Origin of the sequence: Curtobacterium sp. MCLR17_042 (assembly GCF_003234695.1) — a bacterium.
GTDB classification, from domain to species: domain Bacteria; phylum Actinomycetota; class Actinomycetes; order Actinomycetales; family Microbacteriaceae; genus Curtobacterium; species Curtobacterium flaccumfaciens.
Genome location: NZ_QKTD01000010.1, coordinates 72,910 through 92,079, shown reverse-complemented (window position 1 = coordinate 92,079; position 19,170 = coordinate 72,910). Strand labels below are relative to the sequence as shown.

Genomic DNA, 19,170 nt, shown 5'->3' with positions numbered 1-19,170 from the left:
ATACGAGCCAGACGGAGAGGTCCCTGGGAATCCGACGGGTGTCGTCTCGTAGAAGGGAGGCATGCCCCACCACCCCGACGACCGCCCGCTCATCGGACCGGTCCGGTCGCCCGAGGTGCACTGCATGACGCTCAACGTGCGTCGCCGCGTGCCGCGACAGCCGACCCACCCGGACGCCTGGGAGCGCCGCCGCGACGCCGTGCTCGCGCTTGTCACGTCCGAAGCGCCCACCGTCCTCGCCGTCCAGGAGACCCTGCCCGCGCAGGCAGACGAACTCACCGACGGCCTGGGGTCGGGTTGGGAGCCCGTCCTGGCCGGACGGGGAGCGCGCGGCGGTGGCGAACAGGTCGGCCTGTTCCTCGACCGCTCCCGCCTCGACGTCGTCGAGCGCCGCACCTGGGCGCTCTCCCGCGCGCCCCACCGCCCCGGCTCGCGGTCGTGGGCCACGTCCTTCCCCCGGCACGCCGTCGGAGCCGTCGTCGACGACCGCGCGACGGGCATCCGGTTCCTGGCGATCGCCACCCACCTCGACGTCGCCTCGCCGTGGGCCCGACTGCGGTCCGCCGAACTGCTCGGCCGGATCATCCGGCAGCGCGGCCTGCCCGCCGTGGTCATGGCCGACTGGAACAGCCCCGCCGGTTCCGCACCATGGCGAGCCCTGGCGGAGGCGGGGGTCGAGGACAGCTGGGGGCGGGCCTCCAGGCAGGTGGGTGAGCCCTACGGGACGTACCCGCACTACGGGAGTCCGCGCGTCGGTGGCCGGCGGATCGACGGGGTGCTCGTGACGTCCGAGGCGGAGGTGGACCGCGTCGCCGTGGACGTGCGGCGGCCGGGCGGCGTGTGGCCGTCCGACCACGCCGCCGTGCACGCGGTCGTGCGGTGGGCGTCGTGATCGCCACGCTCGGACCGACGTTCCTGCGGCCGCGGTTCCTGGTGGCCGACGTGGTGCGGGCGCTGACGCTCGTGAGCGTCGTCGTGGCGACTGTCGGGTGGGGCGGGACGGCGTTCCCGGTCATGGCGCTGGCGCTGCTCGGCGTCGTGGTGCCGCGGATGCTCGGGCTGCGGCCGGCGTTCGACGTGGCGGTGTGCGTGCTCGTGCTCCTCGCCGGGTGGTCGAGCGTGCTCGAGTGGTACACGACCGTCTTCCTGTGGGACAAGTTCATGCACGTCGTGCTGACGGGGCTGCTCGCGGCGGTGCTCTACGTCATCGGTGCCGACCTGCGCGCTGTGCCGGCCCCGCACGCCGAGCGCCGGGTGGTCGTCGCGGTGCTCGCGCTGTGTGCGGGACTCGCGGTCGGGGCCGTGTGGGAGATGGGGGAGTGGCTCGGGCACAACTTCGTCGACTCGAAGATCTTCGTCGGGTACGACGACACGATCGGGGACCTGGCGGCGGACGGGGCCGGTGGGTTGCTCGTCGGGCTCGGGTTGCCGTGGTTGGCGGCGCGGCGCGAGGTGGTGCGGCCGGGATGTGCGTGTCGTTCGGGTCGCGTTGCTCCGACTCGCCGTGGCACGGAGGGGGTCTGACGTCCGCTATGCTGGACCGGTCGCTCGCGCTCCGGTCGGACGTGGGCGAGGATCCTCCGGGATCCTGAGTTCTTCGGAACTCGCGGGCTGTGGCGCAGCTTGGTAGCGCACTTGACTGGGGGTCAAGGGGTCGCAGGTTCAAATCCTGTCAGCCCGACCGAAACGTGTCTGACACGACGGCAGAAGCCCACCGAGGATCTCGGTGGGCTTCTTCGTTCGTGGGGCTGTCGTTGGGTCGCCCGCATAGGGTACCCACACTGCGACGATGAGCGGACCACCTATGTGCGACACGAGTCTGCTCCGGATCGTCCGGTTCGAGTCCGATTTGGACACCGTGGTCCGTGGGAGGACCGGCTATCGGACACGCTAAACAGCGCCGCAAGTGGCCGATTGCTAGTCGCTTATCCGGTCAGCAGGAAGCCGTCACCGTCACTGCAACAGGGACTGCACGGCGTTCCACAGATCAAACTGCTTACCGCCCGCGAGGAGCGCGCCGGCTTTCTTGTGCCGGTAGTTGATCGCGCCAGGCATGCCTGTGCCAAGAAACCGGACACTGCCGACCAGGTGGCCATCATCGGCGCTCGTCACCTTCGAGTCCGAGGGAGATCCGAGCGGTGGGCCTTCGTAGATGACCAGATAACGGTGACCCGTATCGGTCTCAACCTCGAATTGCTGTAGATGGTCGAGGTCGGCGTCGCCTATGCCGACGCGAGCCTTCCGGAAGCTCTGGGACCTTGAAGTTCGGCGTCGGCGAGCCGCTCTGGACCGGAGGCGTTCAGCCAGGTCGCATTCAGCTCTGAACATCACGCGGCACCCCGACCTCTCGTAGGGTGATGGGATGTCATCAGCACGCAGGGGCCCAGTAGAAGACGGTAGCCAGCCCTTCGATCCCAGCAGGGGTGGCTGAGCGTGGCCAGGCCATCCACTGGCGCAACTCCTCGCCACGCCATCCAGACGACCTGCTCTGCTAGACGTTCGTGCCGTGGCGGCAACGTTGACGCCGTACGTCCCGTGGCGCCAGCGTGAACGCCGTACGTCTCGGATGGGCACCGACTACCGATGAGTGGCAGGCATTCGGTGCCGTCGGAACGCTCGTCGTTGCTGTGGTCGCTGCGATTTACGCTGGTCAGCAGGTCCGAGAAGCGCGCCGAAGCCGCGATGAGCAGACTCGTCCGTACGTCGCCGTGTACCTCGAGGTCCTTCGCGAAGTGGAGATGTCGATGCTGCAGCTCGTGTTCAAGAATTTCGGAACTACAACAGCGCGGGATATCACCGTTACCGTCGATCAGCCTATGCGGCGAGCATGGGGGCGCGCCTCGTCCCCGGAGGAGTTGAAGCTATTCGATCGCCTACCTGCGCTTGTGCCGGGGCAGACTTGGGAGACCTTGTTCGATTGGGGGCCAGATCGATTCAAGGCCGGACTGAACGAGGTGTACAAGATCACTGTGCACTCGCATGACTCCAGCGGTAAGAAACTGCCAGACGAGACCTTTGTGATCGACTGGAATACGCTAGTGCCGACCCGAAACGTAGGAGTCAAGACCACACACCACGTCGGGAAATCCCTGTCCGCGATTGAACGGACGATGCAGCAGTGGACGGAGGGACTCTCGGGTCTCCGTGTCTTCACGCGGTCCGGCGAAGAAAAAGACCGTGCCGATCTGGAGTGGTACGAGCAGCGCGTGGCGAAGCCCGAGGCCGACGCAACCAACTGGCAGGCCGAAGACGATGACCAAGCGAGGCCCTCAGTCGTGGAACAGGTCAACGAGATCACTGAGAACTGGGTAGTCAGTCAGCAGGCTGGTCAGGAGGGCAACTTGTCGCCTACAGCTGAGCCCGATCCGGACGGCACCGGGAACCCCTAACTTCCGCCTAGGGTTGGCTACGTATTTTAAGTCTATGAGGGTCAGGTCAGTATGCTCGCGCGGGCAGATTAGCCGGGAGAGCATCGTCACCGGATTGGGTCGTGATGCCGTTCGATCGCTACGCTATTCCTGTGCAGTCATCTGGTTCGCGCTTCCTCGCTTGGGTAAGTCGTCGACGGTTCGTGCTGCTTGGCGTGCTGACCCTGGCCATGGGTATTGGGTTCGCAGCGCTGATCGCGTTCTTGGCATCGACGAAGACGCCTCCGTCGGGTTCGCAGAGCGCCGTCTTCGTGGGCATCTCGGGTCTCTTCCAGGTAGCATCGGCATTTCTGTTCTCAAGAGGGCAACCGAGTACTGATGCCCTTGAGCTGCAACTCCGGCACCATAGGCGAATCGCTGGCCAGTTACGTCAGGCGACGCAGATCGCTGAGGCCGCAGTGGAGGACGGTACCGCGCCCACGACGAAGCGATCCGTAGGGGAGCTGAGCTGGCGTCTCTCTGGCCTCGAGGATGAGCACGATGACGTCGCGGCGGCCTGGTACAGCTTGAACAAAATGAGGTTGGAGCCTCGGGAGGACGACAACGATGAGTGACGACGAGGGGATCCGGGCGAAGGTGGCGCAGCTTCTCAATAGCACGGACCTAGCGCTGAACAAGGGTGCGACGCACGGTGTCGAGGTTGGTATGAAGTTCGCCATTCTGGATCCGATCGGGCGCGACATTGAGGATCCAGAGACCCACGAGGTCATCGGGTCCGTGGACATCGCGAAGACAGTCCTCAAGATCGTCCGCGTCGAGCCGGGACTGTCTGTCGCGAGAACCTTCCGGTCACGTCAGTCCGGTCTAGGGCTGGGCGCGCTTGCGGGCATCACGGGCACGAAAGAAGAGACGTTGCGGTCGGACGAGCGGCGCCTGCAGCAGATGCTCGACCCGAAGGATTCAAAGGTGAAGGTGGGAGACACCGCAGTGCAGTATTCGGGTGAATTCGGGGGGCTCGTTCTCGACTTCTGATCAGTCTGCGCGAGAAAGGTCAACGTTTCTGACAGGCCTTGCTGCCCAGGTCGAGCGGGAAGCTGAAATCGGCATCACGAGCATCACTTGCCTAGCGTTCCTCCCAGGATCCCGAGGCCCGAGCTGGGTCGAACGCCTAGTGTCCGCCATAGAGCCTCCGGCGCCAGATTGTGCCCGGACGGCATTTGCCGTACGCACCACCCTGTAGACCAATCTGTGATGCTGTCGCACAAGACGATCGTTGACCGAGCGCGACTGCTCACAGGGCCGGTAGTCGTGTTCAACAGACCGCGCGCTGCTCGCGACCATGAATTGTTACGTCCGCTTATCGGTACCGTCCGAGTATGTCGAACAACCAGCCCTGGTCGTGGTCAGTCCCGCTGCGGTCGCAGAGGTGGGTCGACATGGTGAAGCCAGCGAAGCTGAACCTGACCCACGCCGTGTCCTCGCCGCCTGTCGTTACTATCCGATCGGCGGTCTACAACGCTGCGCTGAACGCCGGACGCCAGGAGGTTCTTGCAACCGCACTCAAGCCAACTCTCGGCTCACCCAAGCTGCCCATCGGAGCCGGTTCGCAGTGGACGATGGGCAGCTTTTTCGAGGCGCTGCGTGCAAGCACGCGCATCTCGCTCCCCGACATCGCACAGCTCCGGCGAGCTGCCCTACCGCCCAACATCGCTGACGCTGACATCGCGTACGACCTCAAAGCATGGAGCCTCTGGATGCAGGAGGGCCTTCCGATCGCGTGGGTGCCTGACCGGCGAACACTCGAGCTAGTCGCTGCTGCTGAAACACCGGCCCAGCGCCGGGCTGTTTACGGTCGACGTTGGATGAACGTCCTCAACGCGTGCGAGGACCTCCTCAGCGACGTCACCTCAAGTGAGATGAACAATTTCGTTCAGCCCACTCGACGCGCGATCGACGGCATCAGGAACGGCTACGCCGACCTCGGACAGTCCTATGCCGCCAGCATCCTCGACACCATCGTGCAGAAGACCTACACCCAGAAGGAGCAGCGTCGCTGGGTCCACAAGCCTGGCGCCGACGACCAACCAGGCGGGTTCCGGAACTTCTTCCACCTCACACAACTACAAAGCATCTACGAAAGCTTTTGGGACGGTCCCGTCCCATCGAATTTCAACCGACACGGAAGCGCTCACGCCGTGGGGCGTGGGCGGCAGTACTCTCGGATGAACGCTGTTCTCGGCGTCGCGCACGTCGCCAGCGTGATCGGGAAAAACGAAGCCGAAGCACGGATCCTCCATAGGACGGCGTAAGCATTTCGTGGCTGGCGCTGCTGGCGGCGTCTGGCTGTCGCTAACACGGCCCCACCCCCTCTCACTGCTAAGCGGATACGGCCACCAAGCGCCGCAGGAGGCGGGTAGGGGCGGCGGTCAGCGGACTCCCGACGGCGCGGTCGCTGGCGCTCAGGATCAACCATCACTCCTACGTGCCCACGGACCCCATCCGCGACGATTGATGAGTCGCGATGCATCGGCGGAGCATCCTGCAAGGGGACCGTCGGGTGATGTCGCTTGCCTATCCGCGTCGGATCCGTCCGAGTCGCGAGATGATCGCCAGACATCGACGTAGGCTTCGACAATGCTCGTGCCTCACGCTATGACTCTGGCGGCTACATCAGCCAGCGATCGGCTCACACCCACCTTGGCAGTTGCCGCTGTGCTCATTTCCCTGCTCTCGGTTGTAGTACCGGCGGCGACTGGTTCGCAGCAGCGGAAGCGAGATGATCGGGCTAAGAGGGCGGAAATGTACCTGGAACTGGTACAGCATGTTGAGCACTTTGGGCTGTGGGTGGTCGATGAGGCTTATGACCGTACTGAGACTGACGACCCGGACTACATCGATGGACCACCGCGCAGAAACACGGACCGTCCGCCGCGACCGATCCGAGTGAGGATACGAGCTATCGTGAGCGCCTATGGGTCGGAAGGAGTGATTGCAGCGCATCGCGTCTGGGCGCAGTCGCTCGATGTCTTTGAAGCTCAGCTCGACTATGCAGACTTCATTGAGCACAACGAGGGTCGCTACAGCGCGGACGAGAACGAGATTAAGCACGCCCGCGATGACGAAGTTCAGTCCCGGCACGTCCTAGTGAGTACGGTCAACATGGAACTTCGCCACGAATCGTGGGGGGCGAGGTACTGGATTTCGACCGTCGGCGAACTTTGGGTGGTTCTGACCGGCCGAAAAGCGAGCGGATGACTGGCTGTTGACCACCAGAGGCTTCACCTATTCGACTTTCGACGTCGTCTCACTCGAGTCGATCTCGGTTGGCGATCGGCTGACGGGACAACGGCCGAGTACAAGTGGGGGGCGGCGAACGCATCGACTCTGCGTTGGCCGGATACTCGGCCCGGTGACCATTGAGTTGTTCGTCGTGGCCGTCATCGCAGCGGCACGGGCGTCACGTCGTGCGTGCCTCTGCTCGCCGCTGCGGTCGCCGCCGCCGCGGCTAAATCAGTTCTCTTCGTGTTGGGGCCGCGTGCTGCTCGAAATCAGCAACGTACGCAGCGGGTTGAGCCAGCGGAGCGCGACCGCTGGCGCGGTGCGCCGGTCCCTGCTGGTGGGGCCCACCTCCAGTCCGTCACGCGTCGCGCGCGATGAGCTGCTCGTGTTGTAGCTGCAGTCGACGTCCGCATCGCTGTGCAACGCGCTCACTGTGGGTGACGATCACGAACTTGGTTCCTGCTTGCTGCAGCCGATCGAAGAGGGCGAGCACGTCGTCTTCGGTCGTCTCGTCCAGTGCGCCGGTGGGCTCGTCGGCGAGGACGACGGCGGGGCGCTTCGCGATGGCTCGAGCGATCGCGACGCGCTGCGCTTCTCCTCCTGACAGTCGTCGTGGGCGCTTGCCAGCGAGGTGGCTGATGCCGACCGCCTCGAGAGCCTCATGTGCTCGGGCGGCGGAGTCAGCGCGAGCAGGAACGCCGAGCCGGACGTTGTTGAGCACGCTGCGGTCGCCGAGGAGGCTGTGGTCTTGGGTGACGATGCCGATGTGTCGGAGTCGGTGCGCCGCCATCCTGCGTGGGGTGCGCTCGAGCACGTGCCCGTCGTGCTCGTATGTCCCGCCGAAGTCGGTGTCGAGGCCGGCGAGGATCCGGAGCAGCGTGCTCTTGCCGGATCCGCTGCGCCCGGTGACCGAGACCGAGCGATCGTCTTCGCGAAGGTCGAAGTCGAGTCGGTCGAACAGCGCTCGGGTCGATCCATCGGGCTCGGTGATGGTCTTCGAGACGTCGCGCAGCACGATCATCGTGGGGTACCTCTTCGGCGTTGGGTGGCCAGTTCGATGCGGACGGCTCGTCGACCGAGTACGCCGTCCGCCACGCACCAGAGGAGCAGGGCGGTGCCGGCGCCGAGTCGAGCCGTCGCACTGTCGTTGGGGAGTAGCGCGCTGATCGCGAGGAACAGCCCGAGCGCGGCGGTGTACTCGGTCAGACGGCTGGCGCGGAACCGTCGGTTCGTGGCATCCGGGCTCCTCCCGAGGAGATGGTGCACCCGCGCCACTGGCGCTCGACGGTGATGCAGGAGCCGGTGGAGGAACGCCGTGATGATGCCCACGCCCGCGGTGAGGACGACGAGCAGCGCGGTGACGAGCACCAGGTTGTCCTGGATGAGCTGGCGGACGAGGGAGAGCTGCACGAGGTAGGTCGGAACTCCGAGCAACGTGTACGACCGGAAGCCGGTGTCGTCTCCGATCGCGTCGAGACGCGCGACGACGTCCCCGAAATCCAGGCTGTGATCGACGGCGAGATCGGCGTTGAGCACCTGGAACACCAGGCGTCCGAACAGCTCGGGATCCAGTCTGTCGAGTGCTGCTCGGTCGAGTCCGGCGAGTGTCGGTGGGTAGGGCACGATGGCGGTGTCGTCGAGGTAGTGGTTCGCTTCACCGCGGAAGTACATGGCGCTGTTCGGTTCGAGGAATCCGACGACCTCGAGCTCCTGCTCCTGCAGGATGACCGCTCCGGTGAGTCGCTCTCCGAGCTCGTACACGCCGCGGTACTCGTTGCCGAGCAGCACTGGGATCCGGCCGGATCCCCAGTCGACGGCGTTCCACTCGATCGGCACGCCGTCCTGCACGGAGAGCCCCGCAAACTCGTACGCGGTCTCGTTGAGCTGGATGGACTTGATGTCCTGAACGGTCCTGCCGGACTCGTCCTGGTACTTCCCCTTGAGCGTGTACTCGGTGCCGTAACCGATGTCGAAGCGGTCGTCGCCGCGGAAGTCCTGGACGGTCACGGGTTGGTCGTACGAGGAGATGAAGTCGAATCCGGGCTCGTCATCGATGCGGTCGGCGAACGAGGCGACTGCGTCGACCGCGTGCTGGTCTCGCCGGATCGCTTCGAAAGCATCCGGGCCGAGATCGTCGACCACCGTGTAGAGGTCGACATCCGCATCAGCGGACAGGCCCTGGGCCACCGCCCGCGATGTGGACTGGGTGAACGACGCCACGTTGTACCAGCAGAGTGCGAGCAGCACAAGCAGGACGATCTTGGCGACGATGATCGTCCAGTTGGACCGGAGGTCGTTCAGCAGTTCCATCGTCGGGTTCCCTGCAAGAACGAAGCGACGGAGACAGCGAGCACGACGGTTCCGACCGCGACGACTGCGGTGGTGACGTCGAGGTCGAGGATGGTGGTCTGCTTGACGACCGCCGCGCCCGTGAGGGCGGTCGTACAGGCGGCGGTGCCGATCACTGCGACTCTGACGGCCGCGCTGCGAAGGGTGTTCAGCGGTCGGATCCCGGTGGTGAAGCGGACGGCGGCGGCGCGGAGTTCCCATCGTCCGGCCTGAAGACCTGCGACCACGGCGATGAGCATGATGACGAGCGCCCCGAGCGCGACCAGGACCGGCGACACGGCGTCGACGTTCGTCCTGCGGTTCGTGCCGTCGTCGATGATCTCGATGCTCCTGCCGGGGAACTGCGCGCTGTAGTTGTGGGCGCTGCTCGGGCCGTCCAGGAGGAGCCGCTGTGGTGACGCTGAAAACCGCGACGGATCAGCGAGGACCACTTCGTCGGACAGCAGACTGTCGGCCCGGACGCCGAGTCGCCCCACCACGTTGTAGGTCTTGCCATCGACGGTGATGTCCCCGTCGCGGACGGCAACGTCAGCGCCGGCGAGGGCTTCGCCGGGGCGCCCGGTCAGTGCGTGCCCGTCGTGCAGTGGGACGTCTGTCCACCGTCCGGACAGGATCGCAACGGCGCGGACGTCACCGTCCAGACCCACGAACACCTTCGTCCCCGGTTCGAACGCGCTCCGCGCACGCTCGAGCTCGTCGAGTGTCGCGGTCACCCACGCGCTCTGGCCCGTACGGAGGTCGTTGCCTTCCGCGGCGATGACACGCCGGCGAGCGTCGAACACCCCGATCAAGACCGTCAACAGCATTGCCAACAGGAGCAGGCCCGCGATTGCCGTGATCTGTTGCTTCGTCACGTCTTCTCCTCACGCAGCAGCAGGTGTGCTGACGGTAGCCGTTAACATGTCAGACGTAGAACGATCTGTCGAGCGGGCGTAAACTCCGTCGCAACCGTCCTGCGGACGCATGATCGCGGATCTGCAGCGCGACCACGGACGGACGGGAGGCCCGGTGCCAGCTGGCACCGGGCCTCCAGTCCGTCATCCGCCCGTGACGGGTGACCGCTCAGGCGGGCTCAGGCACGCGCGCGGCGTCGCCGGCTCCGCAGTGTCCACACGAGGCCACCGGCCGCGAGCAGCGCCGCCGCCAACAGCCCGAGGGGGAGCAGGTTCGCGCCCGTCCAGGCCAGTGCGCCGCCCGGGTCGCTGCCCGCATCCGCGCCGCCGTTGCCCGGCGCTGCCGCACCCGGTGCAGCGGATCCGCTGTCACCCGGCGTCGGAGCGCCGCTGCCCGGCGTGCCCGCACCCGGCGACGTGGTCGGCGCCGGAGCAGCCGCAGCCACCACGGTGAAGGCGGCCCGAGCCAGGGCCACACCGCCGACCGATGCGGTGACGGTCACCCGACCGGACGCGGTGCCCGGCACCCGCAGGTCGGTCGAGAACGCACCACTCGCGTCGGTGTGCGCGGTGGCACCACCGATGCGTGGCGCGGTCGCCAGCGCCACGTCGGTGTCCGCCGGGAACCCGGTGCCGGTCACGGTCTGCGTGTTGCCCGCGTCCACCCGAGGCGACTCGACCCGCAGGACCGGGGTCGCCGCCGCCTTGCTGCTGAAGGCGACGACCGTTCGCTTCGTCACGGACCGTTCGCCGACCGGCACGCTGATGGTGCGGGTGTCGGCGTCGTACGTCCAGGCGGTGTCCGCGATCACCCGGCCGTCGATGGTGACGGTGCGGGGGCGGTCCGCGTTCGTGAACGTCGCCGTCCACGATCGGTCCTGCACCTGGCCGGCGAAGGAGCCGTCGGCGGGGGCGATGGCGAGCGAGCCGCCGGTCGCCTGCTGCGTGTAGCGGACGGCGGTGGAGGCGCTGCCCACCGTGGCCTTCGCGGACGCTGTGGCCGTGGTCATCGCGCTCGACTTCGCGGCGCCGTCCGCGGCGCTGTCCTCGCCGGCGTCTTCGTGCAGGTCGAACGAGCCGTTCGCGCCGGTCGCCACCGTCAGGGTGACGGCGTCGAGCGGTGCGGCGTCGTTCTTGACCTGCTCCGTCCGGGTGGGGACGATGCCGCCGCTCTTCACGAACACGGGCATGCTGTTCAGGTCGGTCGTCACGTCGGCGGTGGTGCCTCCGGCGTACGTCTTGCCGGTGAACCAGTCCGTCCACGAGCTGCCGGCCGGGAACCAGACGGAGCGGGTCGCCTTGCCGGAGTCGTCGTTCGCGGTGGTGACCGGGGCGACGAGGACGTCCGGGCCGTACAGGTACTCCGAGCCGGCCTGGGCGTAGGACTCCTGCGCCTCGGGGTACTGCACGTAGAGCGGCTGCAGGATCGGGGTGCCCGTCTCGGTCGCCTGGGCGGCGAGCGTGTAGGTCAGGGGGACCAGGGCCTCGCGGAGGTTCAGGAACCGCTTCGCCGATGCCTCGGCAGCGGCCGGGTACTGCCACGGCAGTCGGTCGCTGTGGTTGCTGTGCAGGCGGTCGATCGGCTGGAAGGTGCCGAGCTGCACCCAGCGGGCGTAGAGGTCCTCGGGTAGCTGGGTCGTGCCCTCTTCGGCGCCCTCGATGCCGTACTGCGCACCGTTGTGGCCACCGATGTCGTGGCTGACCGAGGCCAGACCGGTCGCGGCGGACTCACCGGGGGTGTAGCCGACCTCGGCGAGCAGCATGTCCCACGACGACGTGGTGTCGCCGGTGAAGTGCACGGTCGTGCGCTTGTCCGCCCACGGGCCGGTCGGGACCGCCTGCGGATTGCCGTAGCCACCGGCCGTCAGCGAGCCGTACGCCCGCGAGAACGCGAGCCCGCGGCCGCCGAGCGCCTGGTCCGTGTACTTCGCGTACTGCTGGTTGATGAACGCGTCGGGGGTGACGCCGTTCGCGGAGTACTTCGAGTTCTCGCTGCAGCACCAGTCGAGCCACCACATGTCGACGCCCTTCGGCTGCAGCGAGGTGTGCAGGTCGAAGTAGGCCTTGAGCTGGTCGGGGTCGGACCAGTCGAACAGGTACCGGTCGCCGTCGCCCTTGGTGAGCTTGCCCTTCGCGGTGGCCTGGGCCTTCGCGAACTGCGGGTCCTGGCTCGAGATCGACGGGTGGATGTTGAGGGTGTTGTGGATGCCCTCGGCGTGCCAGTCGGCCAGCAGGCCGGTCATGTCCGGGATCCGGGACGGGTCGACCGACCAGCCGTTCCACTTGCTGTCGCCCTGGTTCGTGGGGCTGCCGATCTTGTAGTCGGTGTCGATCGCCATGACGTCGACGGGGACGCCTTCGTCCTCGAACTGCTTCGCGATCGCCAGGTAGTCGGCCTGCGAGCGGTCGTAGTACTCGGAGTACCAGACGCCGTACGCCCAGCGGGGGAGCAGCTTCGTCGGACCGGTCAGGACGGCGAGCTCCTCGAGCGCGTGGCGGTAGTCCGAGCCGTACCCGAAGACGTAGCCGTCCTGGTAGCGCTCGCCGCCGTGGTCGCCGGCGGGGGTGACGGCGTCGGTCGCCTGGTCGTACAGCGCCGAGGCGCTGTCGTCGAGGAGCGACCAGCCGTCCTGGTAGAGCAGACCCGGGTTCGTCTTCACCGATCCGTTGGCGGTGTCGAGGTCGCGTCGGTACCCGCCGAGCGGTGCATGTGCGGCGAGGACCGGCGACGCGGTGTCGACCACGGCGACGGTGTCGAAGTTCACGTTGCAGTTGTTCGCCACGGTCGGGCACCCGATCACGACGTTGTTCGTGCCGGCGGCCAGGTGCACCGGCACGGTGGCGGTGTTCCAGTAGTCCCAGCCGCTCGTCTTCGGGAGCGGTGCAGCGGTCGACTGCTGACCGGTCGGGGCCGCGGTGAGTGTCGGCGCCCCGGCGGAGCCGTTGGCGTAGCGGACCTGCAGGGCGTAGTCGCCCGCGGCCGGCACCCCGGTGACGTGGGTCGTCAGCTGCGCCCCGGCACGCTCGAACCCGGCGACGAAGCCGTCCCCGGCGAAGCCGTTGTGGTTCGTGGCGGTCGTCGCCGGAGCGGTGCGTGCCGAGTCCTCGGCCTGGCACACGGTGCCGAACGCGCAGTCCTCGCCGGTGACCGTGGTGGACGGTGCCGGGTAGGCGTCGCCGGTGCTGACCAGGGCCAGGCTGTCGACGTTCACCCGGCCGGAGTCGTCCGCGGTGCGTTCGATGCGCACGCGGTGCTCGCCCGCCGTCAGGTCGAGCGTCGTGGCGGCGGTGGTCTTCCAGTCGTCCCAGTTCGCGCCGGGTGCGAGCCGGATCGTCTTCGCGGTACCGCCGTCGACCCTCACGCTGAGGGTGCGGGTGACGACCTGGCCGTCGCCGCCCTGAGAGTTCGCGTAGCGCAGGGCGAGGTCGTACGAGCCGGTACGTGCCGCCGTGGTCGTGAAGGTCATCGCGTTGCCGACGGACTCGAAGCCCGCGGCGAACCCGGCTCCGGTGAAGCCCGCGTGGTCCGTCGCGAGGGACAGGCCGGTGAGTCCGAGCGCCTCGGCCTCGCAGAGCGACCCGATCGTGCACGAGGGGGTGGGTGTCGACACCCACGGCGTGCCGGTGACCCGCTGCCCGGACGCCGTGGTCACGGTGGTCTGCAGGGTGTCCTGCGTGAAGGCCCCCGAGCCCTCCTTGTACCGGACGGTCATCGTGCCCGTGTCGAGGGTCAGCCAGCCGTCCCGCTCGGTCTTCGTGAACGTCGTCGGTGCGAAGTCGTCGCGGCCGATGACGTTGAAGGTGCTGCCGTCGGTGAACTGCGAGTCACCGGCGTACTCGGTGCGGATCAGGGTGGGGGAGAGCACCTCGAACCGGGCCTGGCCCGAGACGACGGTGCGGTCAGCGGCCGGGTCCGCGGCGGCCGGGATCGCGGCGATCCCGAGCATGCCGAGGGCGGTCGCAGCGACGATGCCCGACGACAGCGCACGGCGCAGCCCTCGGGATCGGAAGGAGATGGGGCGCAAGTGAGTGCTCCTCGTGGACGTCGTCGTCCATCGGGCCGTGCAACGGCCGTGACCTGCGGGCCGTCCCTGCGGCGGCCCGTTTACAACGCTGTAAACCATACGACCCGGAGGGCTCCCGAGGAAGGGGCCGCTGGGCGTCGGCTCGTTTCGCGGCTTCCGCCGCGATCGTGAGCGGCGTGGTCGCGTCGTCCGTGGCCCTGGACTCGAGACGCTGACGGACTGGAGGCACGGTGCCAGCTGGCACCGTGCCTCCTGTCCGGCAGTCACCCCGCTGGCGCGGGGCGCCGGTACCGGCTGGTCATGTCGAGAAGCCGCGACTCCGCGTCGGAGTCACTCGGTGTGACGGCGCCGGCGACGCAGCACCAGGGTCCCGGCGCCGGCCATCAGGAGCAGTGTCGCGAGCAACGCCGGTCCGACAGGTGACTCCGCTCCGGTCGCGGCCAGCGTGCCCGTTGCCGCCGCCGGGATCGTCGCCGGGGTCGTCGGTGCGCCGGCGCCCTGCGCTGCTGGCGTCATGGTCGGCGTCGGCGTGGGCTCCGCGGTGGGCGTCGCGGTCGGTCCTGGCACGGCCGCAGCGATCAGCGGGCTCTCGGTCATCGCCGCGCCGGTCAGGCAGTGCTTGAGCTCGGTCTCCTTGACCCAGTGCGACCCTGCGGCGACTGCGCGGCATCCGGAGGCGAACGCGATCTCCCGCTCGTTGTAGAGCATGCGCACGAGCGGCGTGTAGGTCGCTCCGGTAGCGGGGTCGATGCCCGCTCGCGACACGACGTCCCACTGCACGTTCGCCGCCATCGGCGTCACCTTCGAGCCTCGCCACGGGTTGGTGGCGTCGTCGTAGACGTCGGCGTCCGAGGTCGGAGCAGCGTTGTCGGGCGCGGCGACGGTGGATCCCGGCAGACGCAGTAGTGCCGCGAACGGGATGATCGTCTCGGCGTGCGCGAAGCGGAAGGTCGCGACCACGTCGCCGCCGGCGACGCGGGCGTCGATCGTGGCGAAGAAGTCGTCGAGCAGGGGCTCGGCGATCGAGTAGGTCTCGTCGTGCCCGGCGAGGCTCGGGCCCTTCTCGTAGAAGTCCTCGGCATCGAGCAGGTACGCGAACCACTCGGCATCCGCCGGCCGGCCAGCGAAGTACTGCGCGAAGTCGAACTGGTGCGGAGCGACGTTCTCCTGTTGCATGTCGGCCGCGATGATGTACAGGTTGTACAGCGACATCGCCGCATCGACGGTGCTCTTGATCGACTTCTTCGGATCGCCGCAGGCATCGGGATCGGCCTTGGTGTCGGCACCGGGCGCACACGCCACCGCTCCGCCCTTGGAACCGTCGGCGGTGTTGTACCAGGTGTGCGCCTTGTCCGTGCCGATCGCGGCGATGAACCCGGGCGTGAAGATGCCGGAGAGCAGGTCCTTCGCCGCTTCGACGGATCGCGGCTTCGCCTCGATGTACTGCAAGGCCGCCGCGATCGTGCCGCCGTCACCGGTCTGTGCGGCGACGTAGTCCTCGTACGCCTGGGCGCGCTGGCGCTCGGGCGACCCTTCGGCCTTGTCGGTGCCGTCCGGGTTCTCGACCTCGTGGAAGTAGAGCAGGTCAGGGCGCGGTTCGAGCTTGACGCCCGGAGCCCCGAAGCCCCGCAAGAAGTTCTCGCCCGACTCCGTGGCGCGAGACTCACCCGAGGTCTCGGCGACGACACGCCCGCCCGTCTTCGCCGCAGCTGCGAACAGCTGCTTGTTGCGCTGCGCGGCTCGTGCTCCGATGCCCTGGTGCTGGGTGGCGCCCTGACCGGTGAGCATGCCGTAGCCGTTCGCGACGTTCGCCGCGGTGATGGCGTCGAGGTTCGCGGAGAACTCCTTCCCGATCTCCGGCGTCAGGAACCCGTCCTCGGCCTGCGCGGTCGCGGCGAGACGGTGCAGCAGCGCGTCGTACTTGTACGCGGAGAGTCCCCGGGATCCGTGTCGAGCGACCGACTCCGTGGCGACGGGTGCGTAGCCCGTCGGCGCCGGCGAGTAGGCGTCGATGTCCGACTGACTGGGGGCGATGTAGGGCTGCTTGCTGCTGTAGGAGCTGGCCTCGTCGGCGTGCGCCGGTGTCGCGAACACCAGCGAGGCGAGGGCGGCGACGGCAACGCAGGACAGTGCGGTGCGGGTGTTCATGGGTCCTCCGGTATCGGGACCCTCGGGCAGCGGTCCGACAAGCAGAGGTAGCGGCAGCGGGTGAACAGCCCTTGACCTGGGGGTGACCGGACGGTGCTGCCGGGTACGGCGGCGCGCGTGGGACGCCGTGACAGGAGCGCAGGCCCGGGACGCGTGCCGCTGACGGACTGGAGGCCCGGTGCCAGCTGGCACCGGGCCTCCAGTCCGTCAGTTGCGGGCCACCGAGACCTGCCTAGCTGTGCCCGGATCGTCGGGTCAGCTTCGAGCTGACGACGCCGTAGAGCAGCCAGGCGACGACCACGACGAGTGCGACCGTGCCGTACATCGCCGGCAGGGCGCCCTGCACCAAGAACGGCACGAGCAAGAGACTGACCAGGCCGAGGACGGCCAAGGTGATCTTGTAGCTGCGAGGAGACATCAGACCTTCCTGACTTGCACTGGCCGGCGCCCTTGTCGAGGACGAACGGGTTCCACCCCGAGAGCGGGGTTCCGGAGAGCCCGTATCCATCATCGGATGGTGACGACGAGCTTGCCTGACCGGGTCCCGTCCTCCATGTCGCGGTGGGCCTGCACGATCTCCTCGAGCGGATACACCTTCGCGATCGGGACCTGCACGGTGCCGGCTGCGACGGTGTCGAGGTACGTCTGCAGCACCGATGCCGGCAGGTCGCTCGCTTCGCCGGAGTACGCGGTGAGGCGCACCCCGTTGGGGATCACCGCCATCGGGTAGAAGTCGGGGATGGTCCAGACGTCGGAGAGCATCCCGCTGAACGACACGGTGCCGTGGACGGCTGTCGCCCGGAGCGTGTCGGGCAGCGTGTCGGTGCCGATCAACTCGACCGCTCCGTTGACGCCGTCCGGCACGATTCGACGGACCGCGTCGGCGATCCGGCCCGAGTCCACCACGACGTGGTCCGCACCAGTGGCGTGCAGTCGCTCGGTGCGGTCCGGGTTGCGCGTGGTGGCGATGACGGTCATGCCCTGCTGCTTCGCCAGCACGATGCACGCCAGGCCGATCGACGACGTGCCACCGCGGATCAGGATCGTGTCGCCCCGGCGGGCACCGACGCCCACGGTGAGCGACCCGTGTGCGGTCTGCAGCATCTCGGGGACGGCGCCGAGCACGGACCAGTCGAGGCCGCTCCGGAACGGCACGACGCTGCTGGCCGGAACGACGGTGTACTCGGCGTAGCCCCCGTCGAAGTCGCGACCCATCCCGCCCATCAGCCCGGCTACTTGGGTACCGGCGGGGAACTCTCCACCTGGGGCTGCCTCCACGGTCCCGACGGCTTCGATCCCGGGCACCCGTGGGAAGGTCCCGAAATGGCCCATGCCGCGGCGGAAGTGCAGCTCGGACCGGTTGAGCCCGAACGCTTCTACACGGATCAGCACCTGGCCCGGGCCTGGGATCGGGATCGGCAGCTCACGGAGGTGCAAGACGTCGGGGCCACCGGGTGCGTCGATCACGACGGCCCGCATGGTGGCCGTCATCGCCTTGCCTCCAACGTCGACTGCAGGCGCTCGAGTGCCGCGATGCCGTCTGCGATCGCCGCGGCATCGGCGTCCGAGAGCACGGCGTCCAGCGCTTGGTCGAACCGCTCGTCCGCGAGGGCGAAGGCGTCTCTCCCCTGGGGCGAGAGCACACTGCGGACGCTGCGCCGATCGTCCGGGTCCGTCGAACGCTCGAGGAAGCCATCGGCGGCGAGCCGGTCCAGCAAGCGACTGGCTGCAGCGATCGACGTCCCGACGCCGGTCGCGACGTCCTGCACCCGGGCGCCCGATGAGGCTGCCTGGACGATCCGCAACACTTCCAGTCGGGCCAGGCTCAGCACACCCTCGCCCCGCATCCGCTTCTCGACCGCGTTCCACACGTCGGTCTCGTGCCGCACCAGCACGGCGAAGTACTCGTGCAGACGCGCCACTCGCCCGGTCCGGTCATCCTGGGCGTCGATTCCAGGGAGGGGGGCGAGGTCCATGCTCATGTTTCGACTCTACGGCATCTACTTGCTATGTAAAGTAGTTGTCCATGACCACAGACATGCGCACGTCCTTCCTGCGATTCGTCGACTTCATCAACAGCGCCGACCCGTCCATCGGTGAGACGGTCATCGCACCGGAAGCGGCGTTCTTGACGCCGTTCTCGCCCGAGCCGCTGCGCGGGCTGCCGGGGTACCTGCAGATCCTGACGATCATGCGGGGCGCGTTCTCTGACATCCAGTGGAGCATCGACCGGATCGTCGTCGAGGGCGACACGGTCGCAGCACGTTTCGAACTCCGCGGCACGCACGACGGCGAGTTCCTCGGTGTCCCCGCTACGGGGAGGACGGTGGTCGCGAACGCGAGCAACTTCTACCGTTTCGACGAGGGACTGATCGTCGACGAGGTCGGCCAGCCTGACGTGCTCAGCATCCTCGGGCAGATCGGGGCGCTCCCGCCGGCACTCGGCTGAACGGTCACCGTTGAACGCCCTCGAGGACCCACCCGTTGTCGCAGATGCGCATCGGGGGAGTGAGTGACCTGGAACCGTGGATGCTGCTCGGGTTCGGCGAGGACGTGCCCCGATCGCTACGGTGATGCGCGCGCAGCCTCGGGCGGCAGCGGCGTCCGTTGGCAAGGTGCATGGATGCAGACCGAGGACGCTTGGCAGATCGCCACCCGAGCTCCGTCACCGACGCTGTTCGCGGGGGAGTTCGCCGAGTTCTCCAGTCGAGACTGCACCGCGGTCGAGTGATCGGGCGTGACCCGCGGTCGTCGTCGAGGAGGTCCGGAGCGCAGCCGGCGGCGGACTGGGTGTGGCCGCCACATCCCCGGCACGGACGTCACTTCGCCAGCGCGCGCGGATCGCGGAGAGTCGAGAGTTAGATGGGCGCATGCTCTCTCGCGTTCCGCCTCGTGTGTTCGGCCTTGCGTTCGGCCTCGGGGCTCTGGTCGCGGGGCTCGTGATGGCGCTCCTCGGTGCGGGCGTCCAGGACGTCGGACTCGTAGCGGGAGGGCTGGTCATCGCGGCGATGGGATTGCTGGCTGCGATCGTCGGCGCGATCGGCTTCGCACTCCACGGGTCCGCCCGATCCGAGCGTGACCGGACGAAGCGAACCTGAGTCGCTGACA

The 19,170-nt window shown here is 67.7% G+C and carries 18 protein-coding genes and 1 tRNA gene; 10 read left to right on the top strand and 9 right to left on the bottom strand.

Going from position 1 to position 19,170, the window contains the following annotated elements; translation table 11 throughout:
• Positions 1-61 precede the first annotated feature (61 nt).
• The 3 genes from DEJ02_RS11400 (at position 62) to DEJ02_RS11390 (ending at position 1,681) form a co-directional block, all read left to right on the top strand.
• A complete protein-coding gene (locus tag DEJ02_RS11400) occupies positions 62-892 on the top strand; it encodes an endonuclease/exonuclease/phosphatase family protein (protein ID WP_111033167.1) in 831 nt (276 codons plus the stop codon).
• Positions 889-1,524, top strand: coding sequence for a hypothetical protein (locus DEJ02_RS11395; RefSeq protein ID WP_146249277.1), 636 nt, complete (start codon positions 889-891; stop codon positions 1,522-1,524). The genes DEJ02_RS11400 and DEJ02_RS11395 overlap by 4 nt, the downstream gene beginning before the upstream one ends.
• Before the next feature lie 83 nt (positions 1,525-1,607).
• Positions 1,608-1,681: transfer RNA gene (locus tag DEJ02_RS11390), tRNA-Pro, on the top strand.
• Positions 1,682-1,953: 272 nt separating this feature from the next.
• Here DEJ02_RS11390 and DEJ02_RS18480 read toward each other — a convergent pair.
• Entirely contained in the window at positions 1,954-2,112 is a 159-nt protein-coding gene (locus DEJ02_RS18480) for a hypothetical protein (protein ID WP_181440335.1), read from the bottom strand.
• A 434-nt stretch (positions 2,113-2,546) separates the two neighbouring features.
• Between DEJ02_RS18480 and DEJ02_RS11385 the strand changes: the two genes are divergently transcribed.
• The 5 genes from DEJ02_RS11385 to DEJ02_RS18310 all read left to right on the top strand — a co-directional run bounded on the left by DEJ02_RS11385 (position 2,547) and on the right by DEJ02_RS18310 (position 6,623).
• A complete protein-coding gene (locus DEJ02_RS11385; RefSeq protein ID WP_146249276.1) occupies positions 2,547-3,389 on the top strand; it encodes a hypothetical protein in 843 nt (280 codons plus the stop codon).
• Positions 3,390-3,490: 101 nt separating this feature from the next.
• Positions 3,491-3,982 (top strand): hypothetical protein, encoded by a 492-nt coding sequence (locus DEJ02_RS11380; RefSeq protein WP_146249275.1) that lies wholly within the window; start codon positions 3,491-3,493, stop codon positions 3,980-3,982.
• Entirely contained in the window at positions 3,975-4,400 is a 426-nt protein-coding gene (locus DEJ02_RS11375; protein WP_111033163.1) for a hypothetical protein, read from the top strand. The genes DEJ02_RS11380 and DEJ02_RS11375 overlap by 8 nt, the downstream gene beginning before the upstream one ends.
• A 344-nt stretch (positions 4,401-4,744) precedes the next feature.
• Complete coding sequence (locus DEJ02_RS18315) at positions 4,745-5,677, top strand: hypothetical protein (protein WP_146249274.1); 933 nt, start codon at positions 4,745-4,747, stop codon at positions 5,675-5,677.
• Positions 5,678-6,167: 490 nt separating this feature from the next.
• Entirely contained in the window at positions 6,168-6,623 is a 456-nt protein-coding gene (locus DEJ02_RS18310) for a hypothetical protein (protein WP_146249273.1), read from the top strand.
• A gap of 382 nt (positions 6,624-7,005) precedes the next feature.
• Here the strand turns inward: DEJ02_RS18310 and DEJ02_RS11360 are convergent, their stop codons facing one another.
• The 8 genes from DEJ02_RS11360 to DEJ02_RS11325 all read right to left on the bottom strand — a co-directional run bounded on the left by DEJ02_RS11360 (position 7,006) and on the right by DEJ02_RS11325 (position 18,044).
• Positions 7,006-7,668 (bottom strand): ABC transporter ATP-binding protein, encoded by a 663-nt coding sequence (locus DEJ02_RS11360; protein WP_111033160.1) that lies wholly within the window; start codon positions 7,666-7,668, stop codon positions 7,006-7,008.
• Positions 7,665-8,957, bottom strand: coding sequence for a hypothetical protein (locus DEJ02_RS11355; protein WP_111033159.1), 1,293 nt, complete (start codon positions 8,955-8,957; stop codon positions 7,665-7,667). Before DEJ02_RS11355 ends, DEJ02_RS11360 begins: the two co-directional genes overlap by 4 nt.
• Positions 8,945-9,850, bottom strand: a complete 906-nt coding sequence (locus tag DEJ02_RS11350) for a hypothetical protein (protein WP_111033158.1) — start codon at positions 9,848-9,850, stop codon at positions 8,945-8,947. Before DEJ02_RS11350 ends, DEJ02_RS11355 begins: the two co-directional genes overlap by 13 nt.
• Before the next feature lie 218 nt (positions 9,851-10,068).
• Complete coding sequence (locus DEJ02_RS11345; protein WP_220038383.1) at positions 10,069-13,914, bottom strand: TIM-barrel domain-containing protein; 3,846 nt, start codon at positions 13,912-13,914, stop codon at positions 10,069-10,071.
• A gap of 330 nt (positions 13,915-14,244) precedes the next feature.
• Complete coding sequence (locus tag DEJ02_RS11340; protein WP_111033157.1) at positions 14,245-16,062, bottom strand: histidine-type phosphatase; 1,818 nt, start codon at positions 16,060-16,062, stop codon at positions 14,245-14,247.
• A 232-nt stretch (positions 16,063-16,294) separates the two neighbouring features.
• Positions 16,295-16,480 carry a hypothetical protein gene (locus DEJ02_RS11335; protein WP_071244971.1) on the bottom strand — a complete coding sequence of 62 codons (186 nt, stop codon included), beginning with the start codon at positions 16,478-16,480 and terminating at the stop codon, positions 16,295-16,297.
• Positions 16,481-16,569: 89 nt separating this feature from the next.
• Positions 16,570-17,553, bottom strand: coding sequence for a zinc-binding alcohol dehydrogenase family protein (locus DEJ02_RS11330; protein ID WP_111033156.1), 984 nt, complete (start codon positions 17,551-17,553; stop codon positions 16,570-16,572).
• Entirely contained in the window at positions 17,550-18,044 is a 495-nt protein-coding gene (locus DEJ02_RS11325) for a MarR family transcriptional regulator (RefSeq protein WP_111033155.1), read from the bottom strand. The genes DEJ02_RS11330 and DEJ02_RS11325 overlap by 4 nt, the downstream gene beginning before the upstream one ends.
• A gap of 44 nt (positions 18,045-18,088) precedes the next feature.
• Here DEJ02_RS11325 and DEJ02_RS11320 point away from each other — a divergent pair, with 44 nt between their 5' ends.
• Positions 18,089-18,511, top strand: a complete 423-nt coding sequence (locus tag DEJ02_RS11320; protein ID WP_111033154.1) for an ester cyclase — start codon at positions 18,089-18,091, stop codon at positions 18,509-18,511.
• Between the two features lie 421 nt (positions 18,512-18,932).
• Entirely contained in the window at positions 18,933-19,160 is a 228-nt protein-coding gene (locus DEJ02_RS11315) for a hypothetical protein (protein WP_146249272.1), read from the top strand.
• The last annotated feature ends 10 nt before the right edge of the window (positions 19,161-19,170 follow it).

Excerpts from the sequence above, each read along its gene's own strand:
- DEJ02_RS11400 (WP_111033167.1), top strand. The coding sequence starts at position 62 with ATGCCCCACCACCCCGACGACCGCCCGCTCATCGGACCGGTCCGGTCG.
- DEJ02_RS11375 (WP_111033163.1), top strand. The coding sequence starts at position 3,975 with ATGAGTGACGACGAGGGGATCCGGGCGAAGGTGGCGCAGCTTCTCAAT.
- DEJ02_RS18315 (WP_146249274.1), top strand. The coding sequence starts at position 4,745 with ATGTCGAACAACCAGCCCTGGTCGTGGTCAGTCCCGCTGCGGTCGCAG.
- DEJ02_RS18310 (WP_146249273.1), top strand. The coding sequence starts at position 6,168 with ATGTACCTGGAACTGGTACAGCATGTTGAGCACTTTGGGCTGTGGGTG.
- DEJ02_RS11360 (WP_111033160.1), bottom strand. The coding sequence starts at position 7,668 with ATGATCGTGCTGCGCGACGTCTCGAAGACCATCACCGAGCCCGATGGA.
- DEJ02_RS11355 (WP_111033159.1), bottom strand. The coding sequence starts at position 8,957 with ATGGAACTGCTGAACGACCTCCGGTCCAACTGGACGATCATCGTCGCC.
- DEJ02_RS11340 (WP_111033157.1), bottom strand. The coding sequence starts at position 16,062 with ATGAACACCCGCACCGCACTGTCCTGCGTTGCCGTCGCCGCCCTCGCC.
- DEJ02_RS11335 (WP_071244971.1), bottom strand. The coding sequence starts at position 16,480 with ATGTCTCCTCGCAGCTACAAGATCACCTTGGCCGTCCTCGGCCTGGTC.
- DEJ02_RS11330 (WP_111033156.1), bottom strand. The coding sequence starts at position 17,553 with ATGACGGCCACCATGCGGGCCGTCGTGATCGACGCACCCGGTGGCCCC.
- DEJ02_RS11325 (WP_111033155.1), bottom strand. The coding sequence starts at position 18,044 with ATGAGCATGGACCTCGCCCCCCTCCCTGGAATCGACGCCCAGGATGAC.
- DEJ02_RS11320 (WP_111033154.1), top strand. The coding sequence starts at position 18,089 with ATGACCACAGACATGCGCACGTCCTTCCTGCGATTCGTCGACTTCATC.
- DEJ02_RS11315 (WP_146249272.1), top strand. The coding sequence starts at position 18,933 with ATGCTCTCTCGCGTTCCGCCTCGTGTGTTCGGCCTTGCGTTCGGCCTC.